At 45.8% G+C, this 16,854-nt stretch carries 18 protein-coding genes, 2 tRNA genes and 1 pseudogene; 10 read left to right on the top strand and 11 right to left on the bottom strand.

Going from position 1 to position 16,854, the window contains the following annotated elements; genetic code table 11:
• Window positions 1-371: 371 nt before the first annotated feature.
• Window positions 372-992, bottom strand: coding sequence for a TIGR04282 family arsenosugar biosynthesis glycosyltransferase (locus tag QUA34_RS12155; protein ID WP_333386889.1), 621 nt, complete (start codon window positions 990-992; stop codon window positions 372-374).
• Window positions 993-1,148: 156 nt separating this feature from the next.
• The gene (gene nadA / locus QUA34_RS12150; RefSeq protein WP_333386886.1) at window positions 1,149-2,117 is read right to left on the bottom strand and encodes a quinolinate synthase NadA; all 969 of its coding nucleotides are present in this window, start codon (window positions 2,115-2,117) and stop codon (window positions 1,149-1,151) included.
• Between the two features lie 211 nt (window positions 2,118-2,328).
• Here nadA and QUA34_RS12145 point away from each other — a divergent pair, with 211 nt between their 5' ends.
• The gene (locus QUA34_RS12145) at window positions 2,329-3,246 is read left to right on the top strand and encodes a TIGR04168 family protein (protein ID WP_333386883.1); all 918 of its coding nucleotides are present in this window, start codon (window positions 2,329-2,331) and stop codon (window positions 3,244-3,246) included.
• Window positions 3,247-3,280: 34 nt separating this feature from the next.
• A tRNA-Ser gene (locus QUA34_RS12140) sits at window positions 3,281-3,367 on the top strand.
• Between the two features lie 108 nt (window positions 3,368-3,475).
• Here the strand turns inward: QUA34_RS12140 and QUA34_RS12135 are convergent.
• The 6 genes from QUA34_RS12135 to QUA34_RS12110 form a co-directional block, all read right to left on the bottom strand.
• Window positions 3,476-4,879, bottom strand: coding sequence for a transposase (locus QUA34_RS12135; RefSeq protein ID WP_333386879.1), 1,404 nt, complete (start codon window positions 4,877-4,879; stop codon window positions 3,476-3,478).
• Between the two features lie 18 nt (window positions 4,880-4,897).
• Window positions 4,898-5,752 (bottom strand): KilA-N domain-containing protein, encoded by an 855-nt coding sequence (locus QUA34_RS12130; protein ID WP_333386876.1) that lies wholly within the window; start codon window positions 5,750-5,752, stop codon window positions 4,898-4,900.
• A 180-nt stretch (window positions 5,753-5,932) separates the two neighbouring features.
• Window positions 5,933-6,018 (bottom strand) — tRNA-Arg (locus QUA34_RS12125).
• Between the two features lie 115 nt (window positions 6,019-6,133).
• On the bottom strand, window positions 6,134-6,733 hold the full coding sequence (locus tag QUA34_RS12120; RefSeq protein ID WP_333386873.1) for a hypothetical protein: 600 nt from the start codon (window positions 6,731-6,733) through the stop codon (window positions 6,134-6,136).
• A gap of 185 nt (window positions 6,734-6,918) precedes the next feature.
• Complete coding sequence (locus tag QUA34_RS12115) at window positions 6,919-7,368, bottom strand: translation initiation factor (protein ID WP_333308544.1); 450 nt, start codon at window positions 7,366-7,368, stop codon at window positions 6,919-6,921.
• A gap of 108 nt (window positions 7,369-7,476) precedes the next feature.
• Window positions 7,477-7,980, bottom strand: coding sequence for a hypothetical protein (locus QUA34_RS12110; protein ID WP_333386870.1), 504 nt, complete (start codon window positions 7,978-7,980; stop codon window positions 7,477-7,479).
• A gap of 654 nt (window positions 7,981-8,634) precedes the next feature.
• On the opposite strand from QUA34_RS12110, the pseudogene QUA34_RS12105 reads away from it, so the two are divergent.
• Window positions 8,635-8,886: pseudogene (locus QUA34_RS12105) on the top strand (pentapeptide repeat-containing protein); the annotation flags it as partial.
• 298 nt (window positions 8,887-9,184) lie between these two features.
• On the opposite strand, the gene QUA34_RS12100 reads toward QUA34_RS12105, so the two are convergent.
• A complete protein-coding gene (locus QUA34_RS12100) occupies window positions 9,185-9,307 on the bottom strand; it encodes a hypothetical protein (RefSeq protein WP_006633228.1) in 123 nt (40 codons plus the stop codon).
• A gap of 20 nt (window positions 9,308-9,327) precedes the next feature.
• Between QUA34_RS12100 and QUA34_RS12095 the strand changes: the two genes are divergently transcribed.
• Window positions 9,328-9,939, top strand: a complete 612-nt coding sequence (locus QUA34_RS12095; RefSeq protein ID WP_333325737.1) for a DNA-3-methyladenine glycosylase — start codon at window positions 9,328-9,330, stop codon at window positions 9,937-9,939.
• A gap of 49 nt (window positions 9,940-9,988) precedes the next feature.
• On the top strand, window positions 9,989-10,288 hold the full coding sequence (locus QUA34_RS12090) for a hypothetical protein (RefSeq protein WP_333081447.1): 300 nt from the start codon (window positions 9,989-9,991) through the stop codon (window positions 10,286-10,288).
• Window positions 10,289-10,431: 143 nt separating this feature from the next.
• Here the strand turns inward: QUA34_RS12090 and QUA34_RS12085 are convergent, their stop codons facing one another.
• Window positions 10,432-11,928 carry a glycosyl hydrolase family 57 gene (locus QUA34_RS12085; RefSeq protein ID WP_333386866.1) on the bottom strand — a complete coding sequence of 499 codons (1,497 nt, stop codon included), beginning with the start codon at window positions 11,926-11,928 and terminating at the stop codon, window positions 10,432-10,434.
• Between the two features lie 180 nt (window positions 11,929-12,108).
• Between QUA34_RS12085 and QUA34_RS12080 the strand changes: the two genes are divergently transcribed.
• The 3 genes from QUA34_RS12080 to QUA34_RS12070 all read left to right on the top strand — a co-directional run bounded on the left by QUA34_RS12080 (window position 12,109) and on the right by QUA34_RS12070 (window position 13,412).
• Complete coding sequence (locus tag QUA34_RS12080) at window positions 12,109-12,837, top strand: AIM24 family protein (RefSeq protein ID WP_333386862.1); 729 nt, start codon at window positions 12,109-12,111, stop codon at window positions 12,835-12,837.
• Between the two features lie 90 nt (window positions 12,838-12,927).
• Window positions 12,928-13,056: a hypothetical protein gene (locus QUA34_RS12075; RefSeq protein ID WP_333386859.1), complete on the top strand. Its 129-nt coding sequence runs from the start codon at window positions 12,928-12,930 to the stop codon at window positions 13,054-13,056.
• 56 nt (window positions 13,057-13,112) lie between these two features.
• Window positions 13,113-13,412, top strand: a complete 300-nt coding sequence (locus QUA34_RS12070; RefSeq protein ID WP_333386856.1) for a hypothetical protein — start codon at window positions 13,113-13,115, stop codon at window positions 13,410-13,412.
• Window position 13,413: 1 nt separating this feature from the next.
• Here QUA34_RS12070 and QUA34_RS12065 read toward each other — a convergent pair whose 3' ends face one another.
• On the bottom strand, window positions 13,414-13,563 hold the full coding sequence (locus tag QUA34_RS12065) for a hypothetical protein (protein WP_333325730.1): 150 nt from the start codon (window positions 13,561-13,563) through the stop codon (window positions 13,414-13,416).
• A 181-nt stretch (window positions 13,564-13,744) separates the two neighbouring features.
• Between QUA34_RS12065 and QUA34_RS12060 the strand changes: the two genes are divergently transcribed.
• Together QUA34_RS12060 and glgA are read left to right on the top strand one after the other, a co-directional pair.
• The gene (locus tag QUA34_RS12060; RefSeq protein WP_333325728.1) at window positions 13,745-14,989 is read left to right on the top strand and encodes a transposase; all 1,245 of its coding nucleotides are present in this window, start codon (window positions 13,745-13,747) and stop codon (window positions 14,987-14,989) included.
• 103 nt (window positions 14,990-15,092) lie between these two features.
• Window positions 15,093-16,568, top strand: a complete 1,476-nt coding sequence (glgA, locus tag QUA34_RS12055; protein ID WP_333386853.1) for a glycogen synthase GlgA — start codon at window positions 15,093-15,095, stop codon at window positions 16,566-16,568.
• Window positions 16,569-16,854 lie beyond the last annotated feature (286 nt).

The raw sequence follows: 16,854 nt of genomic DNA, 5'->3' as shown, positions 1-16,854 counted from the left end.
AAAGACTAATTCACAGTTTTGGCTAAATTAAAGCCGTCCTATAAGGACGGGGCTTTAGACCCAGTTTTGCGGTAAAAAACCCAGCTATTAGTTGCTCATTTTTTACGCCGGGCCCGCGCCTACATTGGGCTTTCCTGTGGCATGGCGGGTTTTGTACAAAGCTGATCTGTTAGTTGCTAATTTAATTGCTAATTTTTGGCTTGTTCTCGCGCCTGGGACTATTGTCCCAAGCGCTGTCTAACTGCTACTGAAATTCAGCATTTGGTTAGACAAATACAATTACTATATTATGACGTTCCGGTTTTACAAGCAAGCATTTTTATTAAAAAGCATATGATTCTTTCTAATAGTTGAGAAGCCTTAAATAGAGTTTAGTTATTCAACATATTAATATCTAAACCAAGGAGGTCTTCTGGTCGATCAATATCTGTAAGAGTGGGAAGATAAGCAATATTGAGCTCGAGCTTTTGGGCTATCGCCCGCGTACAAGCAAATACTTCACTGGTTCCCCAGGGAATGCCACCGAACAATTCCGGTATCGATCGCCGCAACCCGATCAGATAATAACCTCCGTCTATTGCGGGGCCCAAAACTACATCGTGCTGGCTCAGTTCCTCAAAAGCTTGTGCCATGATTTCGGCTTTCAAATCAGGACAATCAGTGCCGATAATTGCTGTTTTCTCAACTCCTGAATTAAAAGACTTTTGAAACGCTGCTGTCATTCTTGCGCCCAAATCACCGTCTATTTGATTTTGACAAGAAATATCACTTCCCAACCACTCTTGCATCAGTTGTTGGCTGCCGCCGGCTCGGTGAATTTCTACGGATAATCGGCGGGATGTTTGGAGAGAGAGCGCGCAGGCGATCGTTCGTTGGGCCATCAAGCGGTGAAGGTTGGCAGCGCCTGTTTTTCCCAGCACCGGAATTAGTCGAGTTTTGGTTGTTCCCGGTTCGGGATAGCGGGTGAAAACAATCAGTTTTTCTGGTATCATTTATTGTTGATGAGTTTTAAAGGAATGAACCGTAGAGTAAGAGAAAGAGTTAACCACTGCTTCACGAAGTGCCGAGTGGGTGGGTTAGGCAATGACTTAATTTAATCGCCGTGCCCAACCCAGCATACAATGTATTTACTGAAAAATAGCCACCAGTTAGCTCATTTCTAGCATTCGTTGGATGGGCTGCAAAGCTGCTAGTTGAATATCTAGGGGCATGGTAATTTCAGGCGTTTGATTTTTCATAGCTAGATACAATTTTTCCAAGGTATTTAATCTCATGTGCGGGCATTCGTTGCAAGCACAACTATTATTGTTGGGAGGAGCGGGAATAAAGCGTTTGTGCGGAGCTTGCTTTTGCATTTGGTGAATGATTCCCGGTTCAGTCGCGACAATAAAAGCTTGGCTGGAACTAGCTTGAGAATATTTGAGCAAAGCAGTGGTGGAGCCTATGTAATTAGCGTGGCGCAGCACGGGAGGTTCGCATTCTGGGTGAGCAATTATTTCGGCTTCGGGATTTTCGATTTTGAGTTGAACTATCTTTTTTTCTGAGAAGTTTTCGTGGACAATGCAAGCTCCTTGCCAAATCTCCATGTTTCTGCCTGTTTGTTCCATGACGTAGCGGCCGAGATTGCGATCTGGTCCAAAAATTATCGGCTGATTTTCAGGAATTTGGTTGACAATTTTAACGGCGTTAGAACTGGTGCAAATTATATCGCTCATTGCCTTAATTGCGGCGGTACAATTAATGTAAGAAATTACCAAATGTCCTGGTCGATCGGCTTTGAAAGCTGCAAAGGCTTCGGGAGGGCAACTGTCGGCCAGGGAACACCCCGCATTTAAGTCTGGCAACAATACTAATTTGTCGGGATTGAGAATTTTTGCGGTTTCTGCCATGAAATGAACTCCGGCAAAAACTATGACATCGGCGCTGGTGTTGGCGGCTTTGCGGGCAAGTTCTAGGGAGTCGCCAATGAAGTCTGCGATGTCTTGAATATCGGAGTCTTGGTAATAGTGGGCGAGAATGACGGCGTTTAACTCTTGTTTGAGGGCGTTAATGGCTGCAAACAAGTCGTCGGGCAGTCGGGTTTGAGTAAAGTTCGGAGCAGGTGCGGTGGTAAACACAGTTAGAATATTCCGGGGAAGGTGGCGAAGACAGCTAAAGTGTATTTTGAATTATAGTTGAATTCACCAAAAAGTGCTGGCTGTTGAGTGGAGCCAATCTAAAATCTCAAATCTCAAATCCAAAATATGCTGCGGGAGAGTGCAAAAATTGGTCGCTGTTTCTTATGCTGAGTAAGAAGGGGCTAGGGATCGATCGCACATGACAAATCACATGAATAAAGCTAAATCTATAAAAATTGCGGTGGTGGGGGATGTTCACGATCGCTGGGAACCTGAAGACGGCGAGGCCCTGAAGCATCTGGGCGTTGATTTGGTGCTGTTTGTGGGGGATTTTGGTAATGAGTCGGTGGAGGTGGTGCGGGCGATCGCCCAATTGGACATTCCGAAAGCAGCGGTGTTTGGGAACCACGACGCTTGGTACACGGCCACGGAGTGGGGCCGCAGTCAATGCCCTTACGATCGCACTCAAGAAAATTGGGTAAAACAACAGTTAGATTTAATGGGAGAAGCTCACGTCGGTTACGGGAAACGGGATTTTCCCGAATTGGGCGTAACTGTGGTGGGAAGCCGCCCGTTTACTTGGGGGGGATCGGAGTGGAAGTACGGGGATTTTTACTCGGAGTGGTTTGGGGTAGAAAGTTTTGCAGAGTCAGCACGGCGCATTGCAGAAGCTGCGGCGGAGGCGGACTGCGAAAATGTGATTTTTTTGGGTCACACGGGCCCGACTGGGTTGGGAGAGGCTCCTGAAGACCCCTGCGGGCGGGATTGGAAGCCCTTGGGAGGGGATTGGGGCGACCCGGATTTTGCGGAGGCGATCGATCGAACTCGTACCACAGGAAAGCACATACCGCTGGTAACTTTTGGTCATATGCACCACAAACTGCGGCACACGAAGCAGGAGTTGCGGAAGTCGCTGGAGGTGAGTGCGGAGGGTACAGTTTATTTGAATGCGGCCAGCGTACCGCGAATTGTGGAGAGAGAGTGCTCGAAACTCCGGAATTTCTCGATCGTCCTGCTGGAAAATGGAGCAGTGTCGGAAGTGTCTCTGGTATGGGTAGGCGAAGATTTCGGGGTAGAAAGAGAACAAATTCTTTATCGGCGCGCTGAATCTGCAGCTATTTGTAGTTAGAGACATTTGCTGGTATGATAAAATTTATGCGCCAGGAGAGGTGGCAGAGTGGTCGAATGCGCTCGGCTTGAAACCGAGTGTGGCAGTGATGTCACCGTGGGTTCAAATCCCACCCTCTCCGTTTTTGAGAAAATGCCTAATTTTTGGGCGATCGCAACTTGGTTAGACACACCCGATTTCAATTGACAGCCATCAAGGCTGAGAGTTGATCGCTCAAACTCCCCTCCACTCAAATAACTCCCATTGCTGGAACTCTCTTAGGGTTCCCAGGCTCACCCACCAACGCGGATGATTTTCCCTGTCTTCCAACAGGCTCCTCGGGCGTACTTTTATCCTGTTTCCGAGGGACTCTCGGTACAGCATCCAAATAAATTCCCAGTCCATCCAGACCGCGCTGCAAAATAACTTTTGCAGCATCAACATCGGCATCCTCATGATGACCGCATTCTTCACAGATAAATTTTTCCTGATCTCGATTTGTGGGACTGACATACCCACACTCGCTGCATTGCTGAGAGCTAAAGTGAGGCACCGCTTCATGAACCAGAACGCCCGCCCTTTCGGACAAAATCTTGACTTTCTGTTTTAAGGAACCCCAAGCAGCATCAGCAATGGCTTTGTTCAGTCCAGATTTAGCAGACTGACCATTAGGCAGATACTTTCCGTTTTCATCCTGCTTTGGTTTGCAGCGTGCCATCATGCCTTGAATATTAAGATTCTCGAACACAATCAGGTCAAACTGCTTGACCAAGCTATTAGCTATCTTCCATTGGTAATCCTCTCGTCGATTAGCAACTTTTTGTTCCAGTTTTGCTAAGCGCTGGCAGGCTTTTCTTCTGCGGCGGGAACCTAAAACCTTGCGGCTGACAGCACGGTTTAGTCGCGATCGCTTCGGCTCCATCTGTTGATAAAATCGGGGATTGGCAATGGTTTGTCCCGTACTGAGAGACATTAACTTCTTGATACCCAGATCTACTCCTACTGCTGTTTTAACTTTATTCGCTGCAGGAACATCTGGAACCGACTCATCTTGCAACAGAACAGAGATATAAAAGCAATCTGCTTTTTTCCGCACAGTGACGGAACGAATGCTGAAACCATTAAGAAACGGTCGGGACTGAAAAAACGACATCCAGCCAATACCGGGAAGTCGGACTTTATTCCCTTTAAAGGCGACATCTCCCGGCGGGTAGGTGAAAGAGCGAAATTTACCCTGCCGCTTTGTTTTCGGATATTTGCCTAATCCTCGGAAAAAGCGCCCAAAAGCAGCATCAACCTGTTTCAGCATTTGTTGCAAAACATGGTGATAGATTTCTCTATACCAAGGACGCTCCTGCTTCAGGTCAACCAAATTGGCATCTTGTTGAGCGAGCGGAGTCCTTTTCTTGCCTTTTGCTGTCCAAGGATTGCCGTACAAAGCACCTTTGCTTAACGAGCAAGCAAAGGGGCAACACTCGGCTTGAGTTTCTATGAAGCAGTAGTTCCCCATAACAGGGAATCTTGCTTGCTCGTAGGCTTCTGTCCGCTCTCTGACTCTGAAGTTGTATTGCAAGCGAAGCAAATGAATCCACCGCTCGATTGTTTGAGCTTGTTTGGGCGATGGATTCAGCTTGTAAACGTAAGCAAGCAGCATGACTCTCAATTAACTAGGCTACTGATTCAGCAGATTAGCAACTTGCTGCGCTGTGGAATGGGAGATGCTAGCGCATGAGCTCACCCCATTAGGATTAAGCGTGTTGATCCGCTTGGCACTGAGAACTTTGGCAAAATCTGTAGCAGCCAGTTCCTCCATTGTCATGCCATCTTTGCAATTTTGTCCTTTTTTCAATCCTCTTGCTGTTCGGAAATCTTCGGTACGGCCAATGATCGGCTGATACACCCTCGCCTTGCACTGAGCAAAGTGCAGTGGAACCTGAACCCCATGTTCATACAAAGCTGCCTCGTAGAAGTCTTCTTTGGGAATAGAGTCAAGACGGGCTCCAATATATTCACTGCTTTTGCCTTGCTTTTCCCAATTTTTAACTGCCCTTTGGCGACTACGGCGAACGCCGAGTTCTGGATCTACTTCTTCTTCAATCCTTTCTTTGACAGCATTTCGCGCCCAATCACGAAACTCTGTAGACAAGGATTCGGCATATTCGATGGCTATCTTGTCTATGGCATAAGTTCCACCGCCTATACCTCCCCGAGTTGATATCAGACCAACATCTTTAGCTAATTTTCTGACTTGGCTTGCCCAAGCTCTGTATTTTTTACATGCAGAGTTAGCGACTGGTTGTTCTACAAAAGTTCTCTCGACAACGGGTTTTAACTCAAGCTTAGCTTCAAGCACTAATTCCAACAGCCGTTCACAGATACGCTTCTGTATCAACCACTTATCTAGCTCTTGGGATTTAACAGACCCGGCAGCTTTCCACATATCGGTCAGGCAGATTAGCCCACCGTTTTGCTGACAATGAATCACTAAACCTTTGTAATTCATGCTCTTATTTCGTAATTTGCCCATAAGGAAAAACTCTCCACTAAAATCCAAAACAGTCTTGACATATTTTTGACCGTGTGGTATGAGCTAAGGGTTGACAAATGTGCTATGATAAAAGCACAAGAAAGTCTAGACCGCAAGAAATTAAATTCTTGCAGCTCAGGTGTATAGCCCAAAGCCACTACCGAGCAAGGTTGTTATCTGTGGGGATGGTGGGACTCGAACCCACAAAACCCTGGCAGGTTGTCCGGTTAGGAGCCGGATGCGTTTTCCAGTTCCGCCACATCCCCAAGTAAAATGCAGCGGCGATACTTTGAATTAGGAACTCAAAGCATCGTCGCTGTTTGTTAAGGAAAATCTCATTTGCGGTGTCATCATCGTGTTCCTCGTATTATTTGACGCTGATCATTCCTTGCACAAATTTGAAGCATAAAGATTTCTACCAAGCTTCTTCCACCTTTTATATTCGTTGTGTGCACCCCGCCGCAATTCTCCGCTCAAGGAATTTTTTGCTCTAAAGAATTCCTCTCCAGGTTCCGCGTCAAATATAGCTTCCACAATCCGATCGACTAGCATTGGCTCTTGACTATCGTTCAACACCTTTTCTATGGATTCTACAAAGGTCAGCCCCACGTACTGAGGACGCTTCATTTCCACAGGGTTGCGCTGAAGTCTGTTTTGAGAGCTTGCTTTTTCAAGATCGGCATCTTCAGAAGCAAGATTAACATTGGGTAGACCTCCTTTTAGATGTCCGTCTCCACAAAAAGAACTTGTTGAAGCTACTTGGCTCCCATTCAAAGTCAGTGTTTCTGTTTCGGAAAACACCTCTGTGGGTGTTGATGCCACTTCATCAGGAGCCACCAGCGCCAGCATACCCTCGTAATAAACAATACTTGCTTTTAGTTGTACAGCTTCCGCCTGTACTTCAGCAAGTTCCGACTTCCGCTGGGCAATTTGCTCTTTGAGCCACTTAACGTGCTGTTCGTGACCAACATCCTGTGCCATAACTCCTAAAATTTTCTGTCCTTCTCAGACGTTAACACAAAAGAAAAGAATTTTGAAAAAAGAAGAAAAGAATATAAAGATTTTTTTATCTGTCAATCACAGAACATATGCTGCTAGTTCTCAAGAAAAAAAACACCCCCGCAGAGGTGCTGTTGCTTACCAGGTAATTTTTCTTGCCAACTGACTTAACTAAACCCTTCCTCATCCGCCGGGTCGCCGTAGGGGTCTTCGCTGGCCGGGCTCACATTGCCGAACATTCCAGCATCCGCTACGTAGTCAGCCGGGTCGCCGTAGGGGTCTTCGCTGGCCGGAGTCAGGTTGCCGAACTGTCCGTAGTCGGTACCAGCGTAGTCTGCGGGGTCGCCGTAGGGGTCTTGGCTGGCTGGAGTCAGGTTGCCGTACTCTCCAGAACCGGCGTAGTCTGCGGGGTCGCCGTAGGGGTCTTGGCTGGCTGGAGTCAGGTTGCCGTACTCTCCGTACTCAGCCGGGTCGCCATAGGGGTCTTGGCTGGCTGGAGTCACGTTGCCGTACTGTCCGGCATTGGAGGCATCTTGGTAATTGCCATCAGGATCGAGTTGCTCGCTGTCTGGCCCGACGATCGCATCTTTTAACTTCCGCAAAAATCCGTCTACCATGATAAAGTTCCTCTTTTTTATGTGTTGAAAAACGACTGTTTTAGATTGGGAATCCCAGATTTAATTGAAAGTCAGGGAACCTGCAATCTAAAATCTCAAATGCTTAGACTACTGTGCCGGAACAGGACTTGTAGCTTCCGGCAAGGTAGTAAGGTCTCGACCGGTATTTTGGTTGTTGTACCCCTGGAATTCGCGGTAACGCACTGCCTCGGACTCCGGAACTTTAATTCCTCCAGGCGGGGGCGTTACCCAGTGAGCGCGATTCTGGGCATCGCGGTAGTAAACGCGACCGTTTTTGGAAAGGTAATGTTTTCCCTGCGGCCCCTTTTCTTGTTTATTTTTGTGCTGATTGTAGATGTAGTAAAGGGCGGCGGCTCCTGCTAAAGTAATCCCTACTTTTTGAGCATTGCTCAGTCCTTTTTTCGCTTGTGGCGAAGGAGTGGAGCCACGATTAGTTTGCACTCCTCCAGCGCGAGTATCGTCAACAGGAGGCGGGGGAACGGAACTTTGCTGGCTAGCACCGCAAGCAGTCACAAAGGGAAATGTCAGCAGCGTTGTCAGCAGCAGAGCCATGAAGCGCGATCTTTTTGGTTCGGGTTTGATTGTGTTCATTGCCGCTCCGAATTGTCGGGATTATAGGTAGGGTATATTCTGGCGAGGTTTAGGAACCTGAGCTGCTGCCAACAGTTTTTAGAGTAAATTAATTTCTCAAAGCAATTTTTTTGACAAAAGTAGTTGCTGAGAACTTAACAGCGCAGGTACGGTATTGCGTTTCTATTTAATCATGCTGTAATCTCTCGATGATTTACTCATTCCAGGGATATAAATAAAGTTTCTTTTATTTCAGTCTGGAGGTATATGCAAATGCGCGCCTTCGGGTAACAGTAAATTCCGTTTGTGGGCTGGTTAAAGCAAAGTGAAGCAGACGGAGGGGGGGAGTCCGAAACTCAAAGCAGCACTGGCGGGGCAGAGGAGGCGGGATTTATAAGCCCGGCGGTGTTTAATTGCGGCAGAGTGCTTGTGGGAGATGCCTGCTTTTTTTTGGGAAATTCTGGAGAGGTTGATCGCACTCTTGGAGAAATCTATTAACCGCGACAGAAAGCCCCCCAAGCTTTTCGGATATTGATGAAATTAAAGAATTTATTTACTGCTGGGTTGTCCATCGCAGTTGTATTTAGTGTGGTCAAGTATCTAACTTTTTTAAATCAACAAAACCAAGTCAAGGAATTGCTGCAAACCAAACAGTGTCCGTAATGCAATTTCAGCAATGCCAACTTAAAAGGATTAGACTTGCATGGAGTCAACTTGCAGGGAGCCAACCTAGAAGGCGCTAACTTATCAGGAGCCAATTTTACCAATCCCAACCTCAAAAATGCAAACTTAAATAGAGCCAACATGACGGGAGCTGATTTGGGCTGTGCTGGCATCACTTTCAACTTTGATGCGAATGAAGAAGGAGCTAATATGGATTTTAAAGTGAGTGCCGTCCCCAAAATAATAACCCAGAAAATGCAGTAGTTGGTTTCAATATGAAAGCAACGGAGCAAGGAGCGACAATGCGTTTTAACCTGATGGGATGCGCTGATTTCTCAAATGCTAGCTTGCAATAAGCTAAAATGCTAGATGGAAAAATTTACCCTTAATGGCAGCCCATAAAGCAATCTGGTGTGTCATTACTTGCCAACTTCTTTTCATTCTTTCTGCTCTCTCTTTTCTCTTTCTCTGTGTCCTCTGTGGTCTGTGTGGTGCATTAAAAAAAAACCGCCACCTGTGAGTCAGCCGGCGGTTTTTTTAAGCAACTAAGTGCAGCCTAAAATTAGTGAGCAGAACCGTTGCCGTGATACTTGTCAGTATCGTAGAATCCGTTTTTTGTACCAAAGAACAGACAGCAAACGGTGAAAACTGCTGTCAAGACTGCTAAAACTAACTTAACGTCCATAATTTACCTGCTGTTGTTGAGTGAGTGCAAATACTCAGATTGTAGAATCTTTTTGGCTGGCGCGGCCATCTACCAGCGTAGCGCCAGATTTGCTCGGCTGTACTCTGGTGCGGCAGTTTCCTGACGGCGAGACAATTCGGGGAATGATTGTCGAAACCGAAGCTTACGGCCCGGGAGATCCCGCTTGTCACGCTTACCGACAGCGCACTCCTCGCAGTGAGGTGATGTTCGGGCCTCCGGGTATGAGCTACGTTTACTTAATCTACGGGATGTATCACTGTTTTAATGTGGTGACGGATGCAGAGGGAGTTGCTAGTGGTGTGCTGATTCGAGCTTTGCAGCTAGATGCGCTTCCCCAAGAATTCGCTGGAATTCCCGAGAAGAAGCGATCGCGCCTCGCCGCCGGGCCTGGGAAACTGTGTAAGGTGCTGCAGATCGATCGAACTTTAAGCGGTTTTCCCTTGGGTGCAGGCCAACCGCTGCGATTGGAACACCGGAGCGATAACTTTCAGCAAGCTGTGGAGGAGGGTACAATAAATTTTGTGCAAACTACGCGGATCGGGATTTCTCAAGGAATGGATTTGCCTTGGCGGTGGTATGTAGGGAACTCTACCGCTGTGTCACAACTCTAGTAATCTCAAAGGTATCAGTGTAAATTTTGTCGCTTATCTCAGTGAAATTATGGCTTACTCTTCTGAAAATCCGATCGTACAACTCAAAAAATGCCTAACCCTGGTTCAGGATGTTAGCACTCACAACGAAGCCAACCGGGCCTTCGAGCAATTGTGCGGGATTATCGATGCTGAAAACCCAATGGCCGCGCAACTTTTGGAGATGCTTTGGGAAGAAGCAATTATGGCGAGGCGATCGGCTTTATTTTGGCAGCAAATGAGCGATGTTGAGAAAGATATGGCTAATAGAATGATGGAAAATATGACGCAAATGCGGCAAAACTATTTGCGGTTGATGCAGGAAATGTAGACAGTAATTGATAAGTTCGTGTTTGTAGTGAGGACTCTAGTCCTCTCTTTATCAATAAACTTTTCTAGATGTAGGGTGCGTCAACGCTGATATTTGAGGAAGCTCAAACAGTTGGTTTCCGGGGCACCCTACAATAAATTCTGCTACTTCATTAAAGCAGCGCCGCGGTTGTAAAGTTCGCGCGCGTAATCAGTCCAAGTTCCCTGTCCCCAATAGCGGAAACAGCTTGTTTGCACCAACAAATTGTAAAGCAAAGCTTGTTGGTATTCAAACTGCTTAGTAACGGCGGCATCTTGCTGCACCAGCGGGTCGTATTTTTTGTGGAATGCAGCGCTGAGTAGATTCATCGGTTCCAAGACATTTTCGTAGCCTTTCACCCAACTCAAATCGTTAGTCCAAGAAGCACCATCCATGTGAAAATTGTGGTCTGTTTGCTTGAGTTGGGCGATCGCACTTTCCACCTTTTCCGGTGTAGCACTATCAGGATCGACTAACTGCCAGATTTTGTGCTGGTTAATCCCCTGACAAACAGGATAATCATCAGGATTAACGCCCGCCGCTTCAATTATCTCCAAATATTCAGTGCCGTTTAAACCAACAACACCGGATTTTCCCCCGCCTTGTTCGCGGTTTTCGTGCCAAGCTTTGACAAAAGCGCTGGGGAATTCATTCATCATCACGCCACCATTTTCGCCGTCGGCAATCTGAGTAACTAAAGAAGGAACTGTGACATTGCCAATTTGCTGTTTATTGCGTCCTTTCGCTTCGTAATAAGGCTGCATTTGACCCACCAATTTTGTATCCGAACCTTGGGTTTTAATCAAAGCAGTGATACTGATGGTTTCGCCGTGAGAATTGCGGGCCACCAAACGGTTGGGAATATATTTTTGGTCTTGCGACAATCCCGAACCGTCGGGATTTTCTACAGAATGTTCTTGCACCATCAACCAGCGATAGCCGCATTCTTTCAAAGCTTTGATGTATTCGTAAAGTGTATCTGGGTGATTGGGAAAGTGCATTTCAGGGGGCGAAAAACCTTTAACCCGCTTCAGGGCATCTATGCCAAAAATGGCGGCAAAATGATGTTGCCATGCTTGAATTTGAAGTTTAATATCGGGAATGGGAGTTGAGGGAATGACGGCGTGACTCCACATTGTACCCAGCCATTCTACGTGGGGTTGATATTGAGGATTGCAGGTGATGCGCTTGAGATTATCAAAGATATCGTCGCGTCCCATTTGGCGCAATCCCCACAATAAATTGCCCGAATAGTCGAGCATAATTCGCGGGTTGCAGCCTTCAGCAATCAGTTGGGGAATGAATTCTCCCATGCGAGAATAGCACCAAGCGAAGACTCCGGCATTGTGGTTATCTCCTTGGTTGGGATGTTCAAACATATGCTGGAGATTGCAGATCAGTTCGCCGTTTGCACCGGCAGGAATTGTGGGTTGGTGCATATGGAGGGCGCAGGCGAATCCGGCTTGAATGTTTTCGAGGCGCAGATTTGTGGTAGGTAGAAAGATTGGTTCGTTGCTATTGGCTGCGGCACTGATTTCTGCTTCGGAGCCGCAAATGTTGGGCAATCCTGAGTTGATTTCTTGTAAAATCGGTAAATTGGGAGATTGTGCGATCGCAGGCATAAATTTTTCTCAACACTTGTGGAGGGGCGCTGTCTGCTATTGCTAATATAGCTAGATACTTTAACAGTAGCAGAGGATGTCTGCCAAAGAGAAATTCCACCGGATAAGTCCGGGATCGCGACAGCCCCAAATCACGGGTCAAATGTTTAACACATTTCACGTAAATAGGCGAGGTAAATTATGAAATACGAAATAAAAGTTTTGGAACCAACAGCTTTGTGGTACATCCAAAATAACATCAATCCTGAAACCAATAAGTTTTACCATCCCACTAAGAATATTCCCCTCGTTCAGCAAGCGGAAATTAACTTAAACAATTCGGGAGTGATAATTCAAAAAGGTGCGCTGCATTGGTGTATGGGAAAATTGACTTCCGGTGTTTATAAAACGGATAACCGTTTAAAAGATATGTGGGTATCTTTGACAACGGAAATGGATTACAACGCTCCCGTATATCAAGGAACTGGTACGGTGAAACTGGAACCGAGACAAAAAGGCTATTTCCTGCATTATACGCCGATCGAGCTTTCGGATGCAGAGCAGTGGGAGTTTGATGACGGTATATTTCAGTTTTGTTCGGACAATGTAGTTATCGGTGCTAAAAAACTGAAATTCCGACAAGTGGCTGCTTCTAATGACGGTAGGTGGAGAATTGCTGTTACAGCTTTGCGCGAGCAAAAAGCTACTGTTGTAGCAGCTACAAATTCACCTGCTAAGATTGTCGAACTCAAACAAGGTGAAACTTTGATAGCTGATTGCGATTTGGTTAAAGGATATACCAAGGGGATTGAAGAAGATTATCGAAAATTAGGTCATTTTGGGAAAGGCGGTGGAGAGGGTTATGTTTGGTTTTATCAAGGGAAAGGTAAATTATTAGTATGTGAAAATGATGCTATGGGTTTGGGTTGAGTTGTTGCATTTTTTTCGATCGGTATGAGAATGATGAGTGGGATTTATGTAAGATAAAGAGGAAGAAAGATCGCACACAAATTTGCAGGCATGAAAGTGTCTGAGATTCTCAAAGGTAAAAAAGGTAGTATAAAACAAGCACAGCTTCCGGCAAATTCGCCAAGTTGGGAAGAATTTAGCGAAATGATATGGGAGCAAATAGAAAGAGGTGGTGAATAAAATATCCCAGGCTTTAAGATGGTTCGCAAATTGTTGAGCGATCGGAGATTTGATAGATGAAAAATAATGGATTTGACCAAGTAATATTATTTTTGAAAAAATTGCAAAAACAGGCTATCGATTACAGTTTAGCGCATCATCGCGATGAAGCTCTGATGGTAATTGTAGCTGTACCTGGGGAACGGTGGGAAATTGAATTTTTGAGTGATGGTTCAGTGGAGGTAGAGAAGTTTGTCAGTAATGGAGAGATTGCTGGAGAAGAAGCTTTGAGTGAGTTATTCGATCGATATTCGGAACTAGACGAGACAAATGGCGATTTGGCTCAAAAGATTGAGTTGACAAATGCGATAAAATGAGTTAAATTTTGCGGAATTTGCGATCGAGTTGCAGCACTTTCGACTTGCTCAACCGATGATTTTTCCTTTGAAGGAGAGCTTGCAGCTTCGCCTCGATGATATCCTTCCCCGTTGGGCTATTGCCAGTTATCGCCCAAATCCGTCTCAACATCCGCTACCAGCGCCTATTTTCCCTGTATTCCCAATGGCCGACTTGCTTATCTGCCTAGAAATCATCATAAAATATGGGTGGAAACCCCGTCCTTCTAGGACGGCTTTGCATTTTTGCCACAATTTAAGCAGAAAGCTGAGAGGTTTCGCTGTAGAATAGAATATGCAGCGAGACCAATAGGATGTACCTGACTCAAAAGAACCAAATCCGCAATCTAAACAAGTCTGAGTTTTTGGCACTGCGAGAGTTGTGTCGTCTTAGCAAAAATCTCTACAATGTAGGGCTTTACACTGTTCGACAATACTACTTTCAGGAGCGCAAACACTTGCGTTACGAATCTGCCTACCATCTGTGCAAAGAGAACGAGAACTATCGTTTGCTAAACACGGATATTGCTCAACAGACTTTGAAAGTAGTAGACAGAACGTTTCACAGTTTCTATGCCTTGACTAGCGCTGTTAAATCTGGCAGCTATCAACCGAAGGTGAGATTGCCTCACTACTTACCCAAAGATGGCTACTTTGTATTGATAATTCCTCGGATAGTGGTTAAGGATGGACGGTTTAATGTACCGATGTCGAATGCTTTCAAGAAGCTGTTTGGAGCGGTATCTATTCCATTCCCTGAGAGACTCAATCCTGAAGCTATCAAAGAAGTTCGGATACATTCTAAGTACAATGCTCGATTCTTTGAAGTCGAGTTTGTTTCCCAGGTTGAACCAGAACCTGTTGAAACAGTCGTTGATAGCGCTATTTCGATTGATTTTGGATTGGACAATTTGGCTACTTGCGTTGACACCAATGGGGCATCCTTTATTGTGGATGGTCGTAAACTTAAATCTATTAACCAGTGGTTCAATAAAGAAAATGCCAGATTGCAATCTATCAAAGATAGACAAAAGATTGAGCGGATCACTGAGCGTCAAGCTAGATTGCTTGTCAATCGAAACAATCAAGTTAGGGACTATCTCAACAAAACGGCAAGGCTGATTATTGACCATTGCATTGCCCAGAAAATTGAGCGCGTGATTGTCGGGTTCAATTTGGGCCAGAAGCAGGAAATCAATATTGGCAGTCGCAACAATCAGAACTTTGTCCAAATTCCTTTTCACACTTTGAGAGGTAAGCTGAAATCGCTTTGTGAGCGTTACGGCTTGCTCTACCTTGAACAGGAAGAATCGTATACAAGCAAGGCTAGCGCTTTGGATGGTGACGATTTGCCCGTCTACAATGCCGGCAAACCAGCAACTGACCAATTTTCTGGCAAGCGTGTTAAGCGCGGATTGTATCAGACTTGGGAAGGACATTTGATTAACGCTGATTGTAATGGTGCTGCAAATATTGGCAGAAAAAGTAAGCAGAATGGTTTTACCGGACTGTCTAGAGGCTGTTTGGCACAGCCATTACGAATCAAGATCCACGCTTGATTGCGGTTCTTAAGAATCCCCTCGGCTTCAGGCAGGGGAGTGTCAAATACTTTGTCAAGTTAAGAAAATATTTTTTTGATTCATCCAGGAGCGAGAAAAAAAAATGTACATTGTACAAATTGCCTCGGAGTGCGCCCCCGTCATCAAAGCAGGGGGTTTAGGCGACGTAGTTTACGGTTTGAGTCGGGAGTTGCAGAATTCCGGCCACTGCGTCGAGATTATTCTACCCAAGTACGACTGCATGAGGTACGACCACATTTGGGGACTTCACGAGGCCTACCGGGATCTTGCTGTGCCCTGGTATGGTGGCGAAATCCTCTGTGATGTCTTGTGTGGCTGGGTGCATGGGCAGTTGTGTTTTTTCATCGAACCTCGCTCTCAAGATAACTTTTTTAATCGCGGCTGTTATTACGGCTGCAATGACGACAATATGCGGTTTGCATTTTTCAGCAAAGCCGCTTTGGAATTTTTGCTCAGAAGCAACAAGCGTCCCGATGTGATTCACTGTCACGATTGGCAAACTGGTTTGGTTCCAGTCTTGCTGTTTGAAATATACAAATACAATTGGATGGAATATCAGCGAGTCTGCTATACCATTCACAATTTCAAACATCAAGGCATGGGAGGTAGCGATATTTTGCAAGCAACGGGTTTGCACAGACCGGATTATTATTTTGATTACGATCGCCTCCGAGATAACTTTAACCCTTTTGCCCTCAACTTTATGAAAGGCGGCATTGTTTACTCGAACTTTGTCACCACAGTTTCGCCGCACCACGCTTGGGAAGCTCACCTGGGCGAGTTTGGCTACGGTTTGGGCCACACATTGCATTTATATCAAGATAAGTTTCGCGGGGTGCTCAACGGCATCGATTATGATGTGTGGAATCCCGATAGCGATCGCTATATTCCGCAGCACTACAATCAGGATGATTTGGCAGGAAAAGCCAAAACTAAAAAAGCTTTGCGCGATCGGCTGTTCCTGCGCGATGCTGACAAACCTATTATTACCTTTATCGGTCGTTTGGACGACCAAAAAGGCGTTCATCTCGTTCACCATGCAATTTATTACTCTCTGAGTAAGGGAGCGCAATTCGTACTTTTGGGTTCCGCGACGGAAGCGGGAATTAACTCTCATTTCCAGCACGAAAAATACTTTTTAAATGACAATCCAGACTGCCATTTAGAACTAGGTTTTAATGAGGAACTGTCGCACTTAATTTATGCGGGTGGGGATATGATTGTGGTTCCCAGTAATTACGAACCCTGCGGGCTGACTCAGATGATTGGGTTGAGGTACGGTACTGTTCCTGTGGTGCGGGGAGTTGGCGGTTTGGTGAATACTGTGTTCGATCGAGATTACGACACCCGCCACCTCCCGGAAGAACGCAATGGTTACGTGTTTTATCAAACCGACTACTCTGCTTTAGAGTCGGCGCTCGATCGGGCGATCGGATTGTGGTATGACTATCATGATGAATTTGAAAAACTCATGCTTCAAGGCATGAATTGTGACAATTCATGGAAATATCCAGCTAAAGACTATGTGGAAATTTACGAGCTAATTCGACACAAATAATCCGCAGGGTGTCCAGTGTGCAAATTACTAACTGTAGGGTGTGCACTGCTAGCCCGCGTCTTGGTGGCTGTTGAGCCTGGTCGAGAATTCCGGCAGTTGATACATGGCGGTGACGCGAATCGCTTGGGAGATGGCTGTTGCTTTTTTTTTTGGGAGTGCGAGGTTGTTTAAGGAATCTTTTTAAATTTACCTATGGGCTAAATCTAATAACTGGAGTTTAGACTAAAGAGTACGATCGCCCTCAAGCAAAAGTGATCTCCCCACAGCACAATCGAAGGGATGAGAG

This window comes from Microcoleus sp. POL10_C6, assembly GCF_036701585.1.
Classification (GTDB): Bacteria; Cyanobacteriota; Cyanobacteriia; order Cyanobacteriales; family Microcoleaceae; genus Microcoleus.
Note: the sequence above shows the minus strand (reverse complement) of the source record. Positions and strands in the feature narration are given on the sequence as shown.

What these genes read in the sequence shown, in the direction of transcription:
- QUA34_RS12110 (WP_333386870.1), bottom strand. Translation starts at nt 7,980, where the DNA reads ATGAACACAATCAAACCCGAACCAAAAAGATCGCGCTTCATGGCTCTG.
- QUA34_RS12135 (WP_333386879.1), bottom strand. Translation starts at nt 4,879, where the DNA reads ATGCTGCTTGCTTACGTTTACAAGCTGAATCCATCGCCCAAACAAGCT.
- QUA34_RS12100 (WP_006633228.1), bottom strand. Translation starts at nt 9,307, where the DNA reads ATGGACGTTAAGTTAGTTTTAGCAGTCTTGACAGCAGTTTTCACCGTT.
- QUA34_RS12065 (WP_333325730.1), bottom strand. Translation starts at nt 13,563, where the DNA reads ATGTTGAGACGGATTTGGGCGATAACTGGCAATAGCCCAACGGGGAAG.
- QUA34_RS12075 (WP_333386859.1), top strand. Translation starts at nt 12,928, where the DNA reads ATGAAAGTGTCTGAGATTCTCAAAGGTAAAAAAGGTAGTATAAAACAA.
- QUA34_RS12090 (WP_333081447.1), top strand. Translation starts at nt 9,989, where the DNA reads ATGGCTTACTCTTCTGAAAATCCGATCGTACAACTCAAAAAATGCCTA.
- QUA34_RS12155 (WP_333386889.1), bottom strand. Translation starts at nt 992, where the DNA reads ATGATACCAGAAAAACTGATTGTTTTCACCCGCTATCCCGAACCGGGA.
- QUA34_RS12085 (WP_333386866.1), bottom strand. Translation starts at nt 11,928, where the DNA reads ATGCCTGCGATCGCACAATCTCCCAATTTACCGATTTTACAAGAAATC.
- QUA34_RS12070 (WP_333386856.1), top strand. Translation starts at nt 13,113, where the DNA reads ATGAAAAATAATGGATTTGACCAAGTAATATTATTTTTGAAAAAATTG.
- QUA34_RS12120 (WP_333386873.1), bottom strand. Translation starts at nt 6,733, where the DNA reads ATGGCACAGGATGTTGGTCACGAACAGCACGTTAAGTGGCTCAAAGAG.
- glgA (WP_333386853.1), top strand. Translation starts at nt 15,093, where the DNA reads ATGTACATTGTACAAATTGCCTCGGAGTGCGCCCCCGTCATCAAAGCA.
- QUA34_RS12130 (WP_333386876.1), bottom strand. Translation starts at nt 5,752, where the DNA reads ATGGGCAAATTACGAAATAAGAGCATGAATTACAAAGGTTTAGTGATT.
- QUA34_RS12060 (WP_333325728.1), top strand. Translation starts at nt 13,745, where the DNA reads ATGTACCTGACTCAAAAGAACCAAATCCGCAATCTAAACAAGTCTGAG.
- QUA34_RS12115 (WP_333308544.1), bottom strand. Translation starts at nt 7,368, where the DNA reads ATGGTAGACGGATTTTTGCGGAAGTTAAAAGATGCGATCGTCGGGCCA.
- QUA34_RS12080 (WP_333386862.1), top strand. Translation starts at nt 12,109, where the DNA reads ATGAAATACGAAATAAAAGTTTTGGAACCAACAGCTTTGTGGTACATC.
- QUA34_RS12145 (WP_333386883.1), top strand. Translation starts at nt 2,329, where the DNA reads ATGAATAAAGCTAAATCTATAAAAATTGCGGTGGTGGGGGATGTTCAC.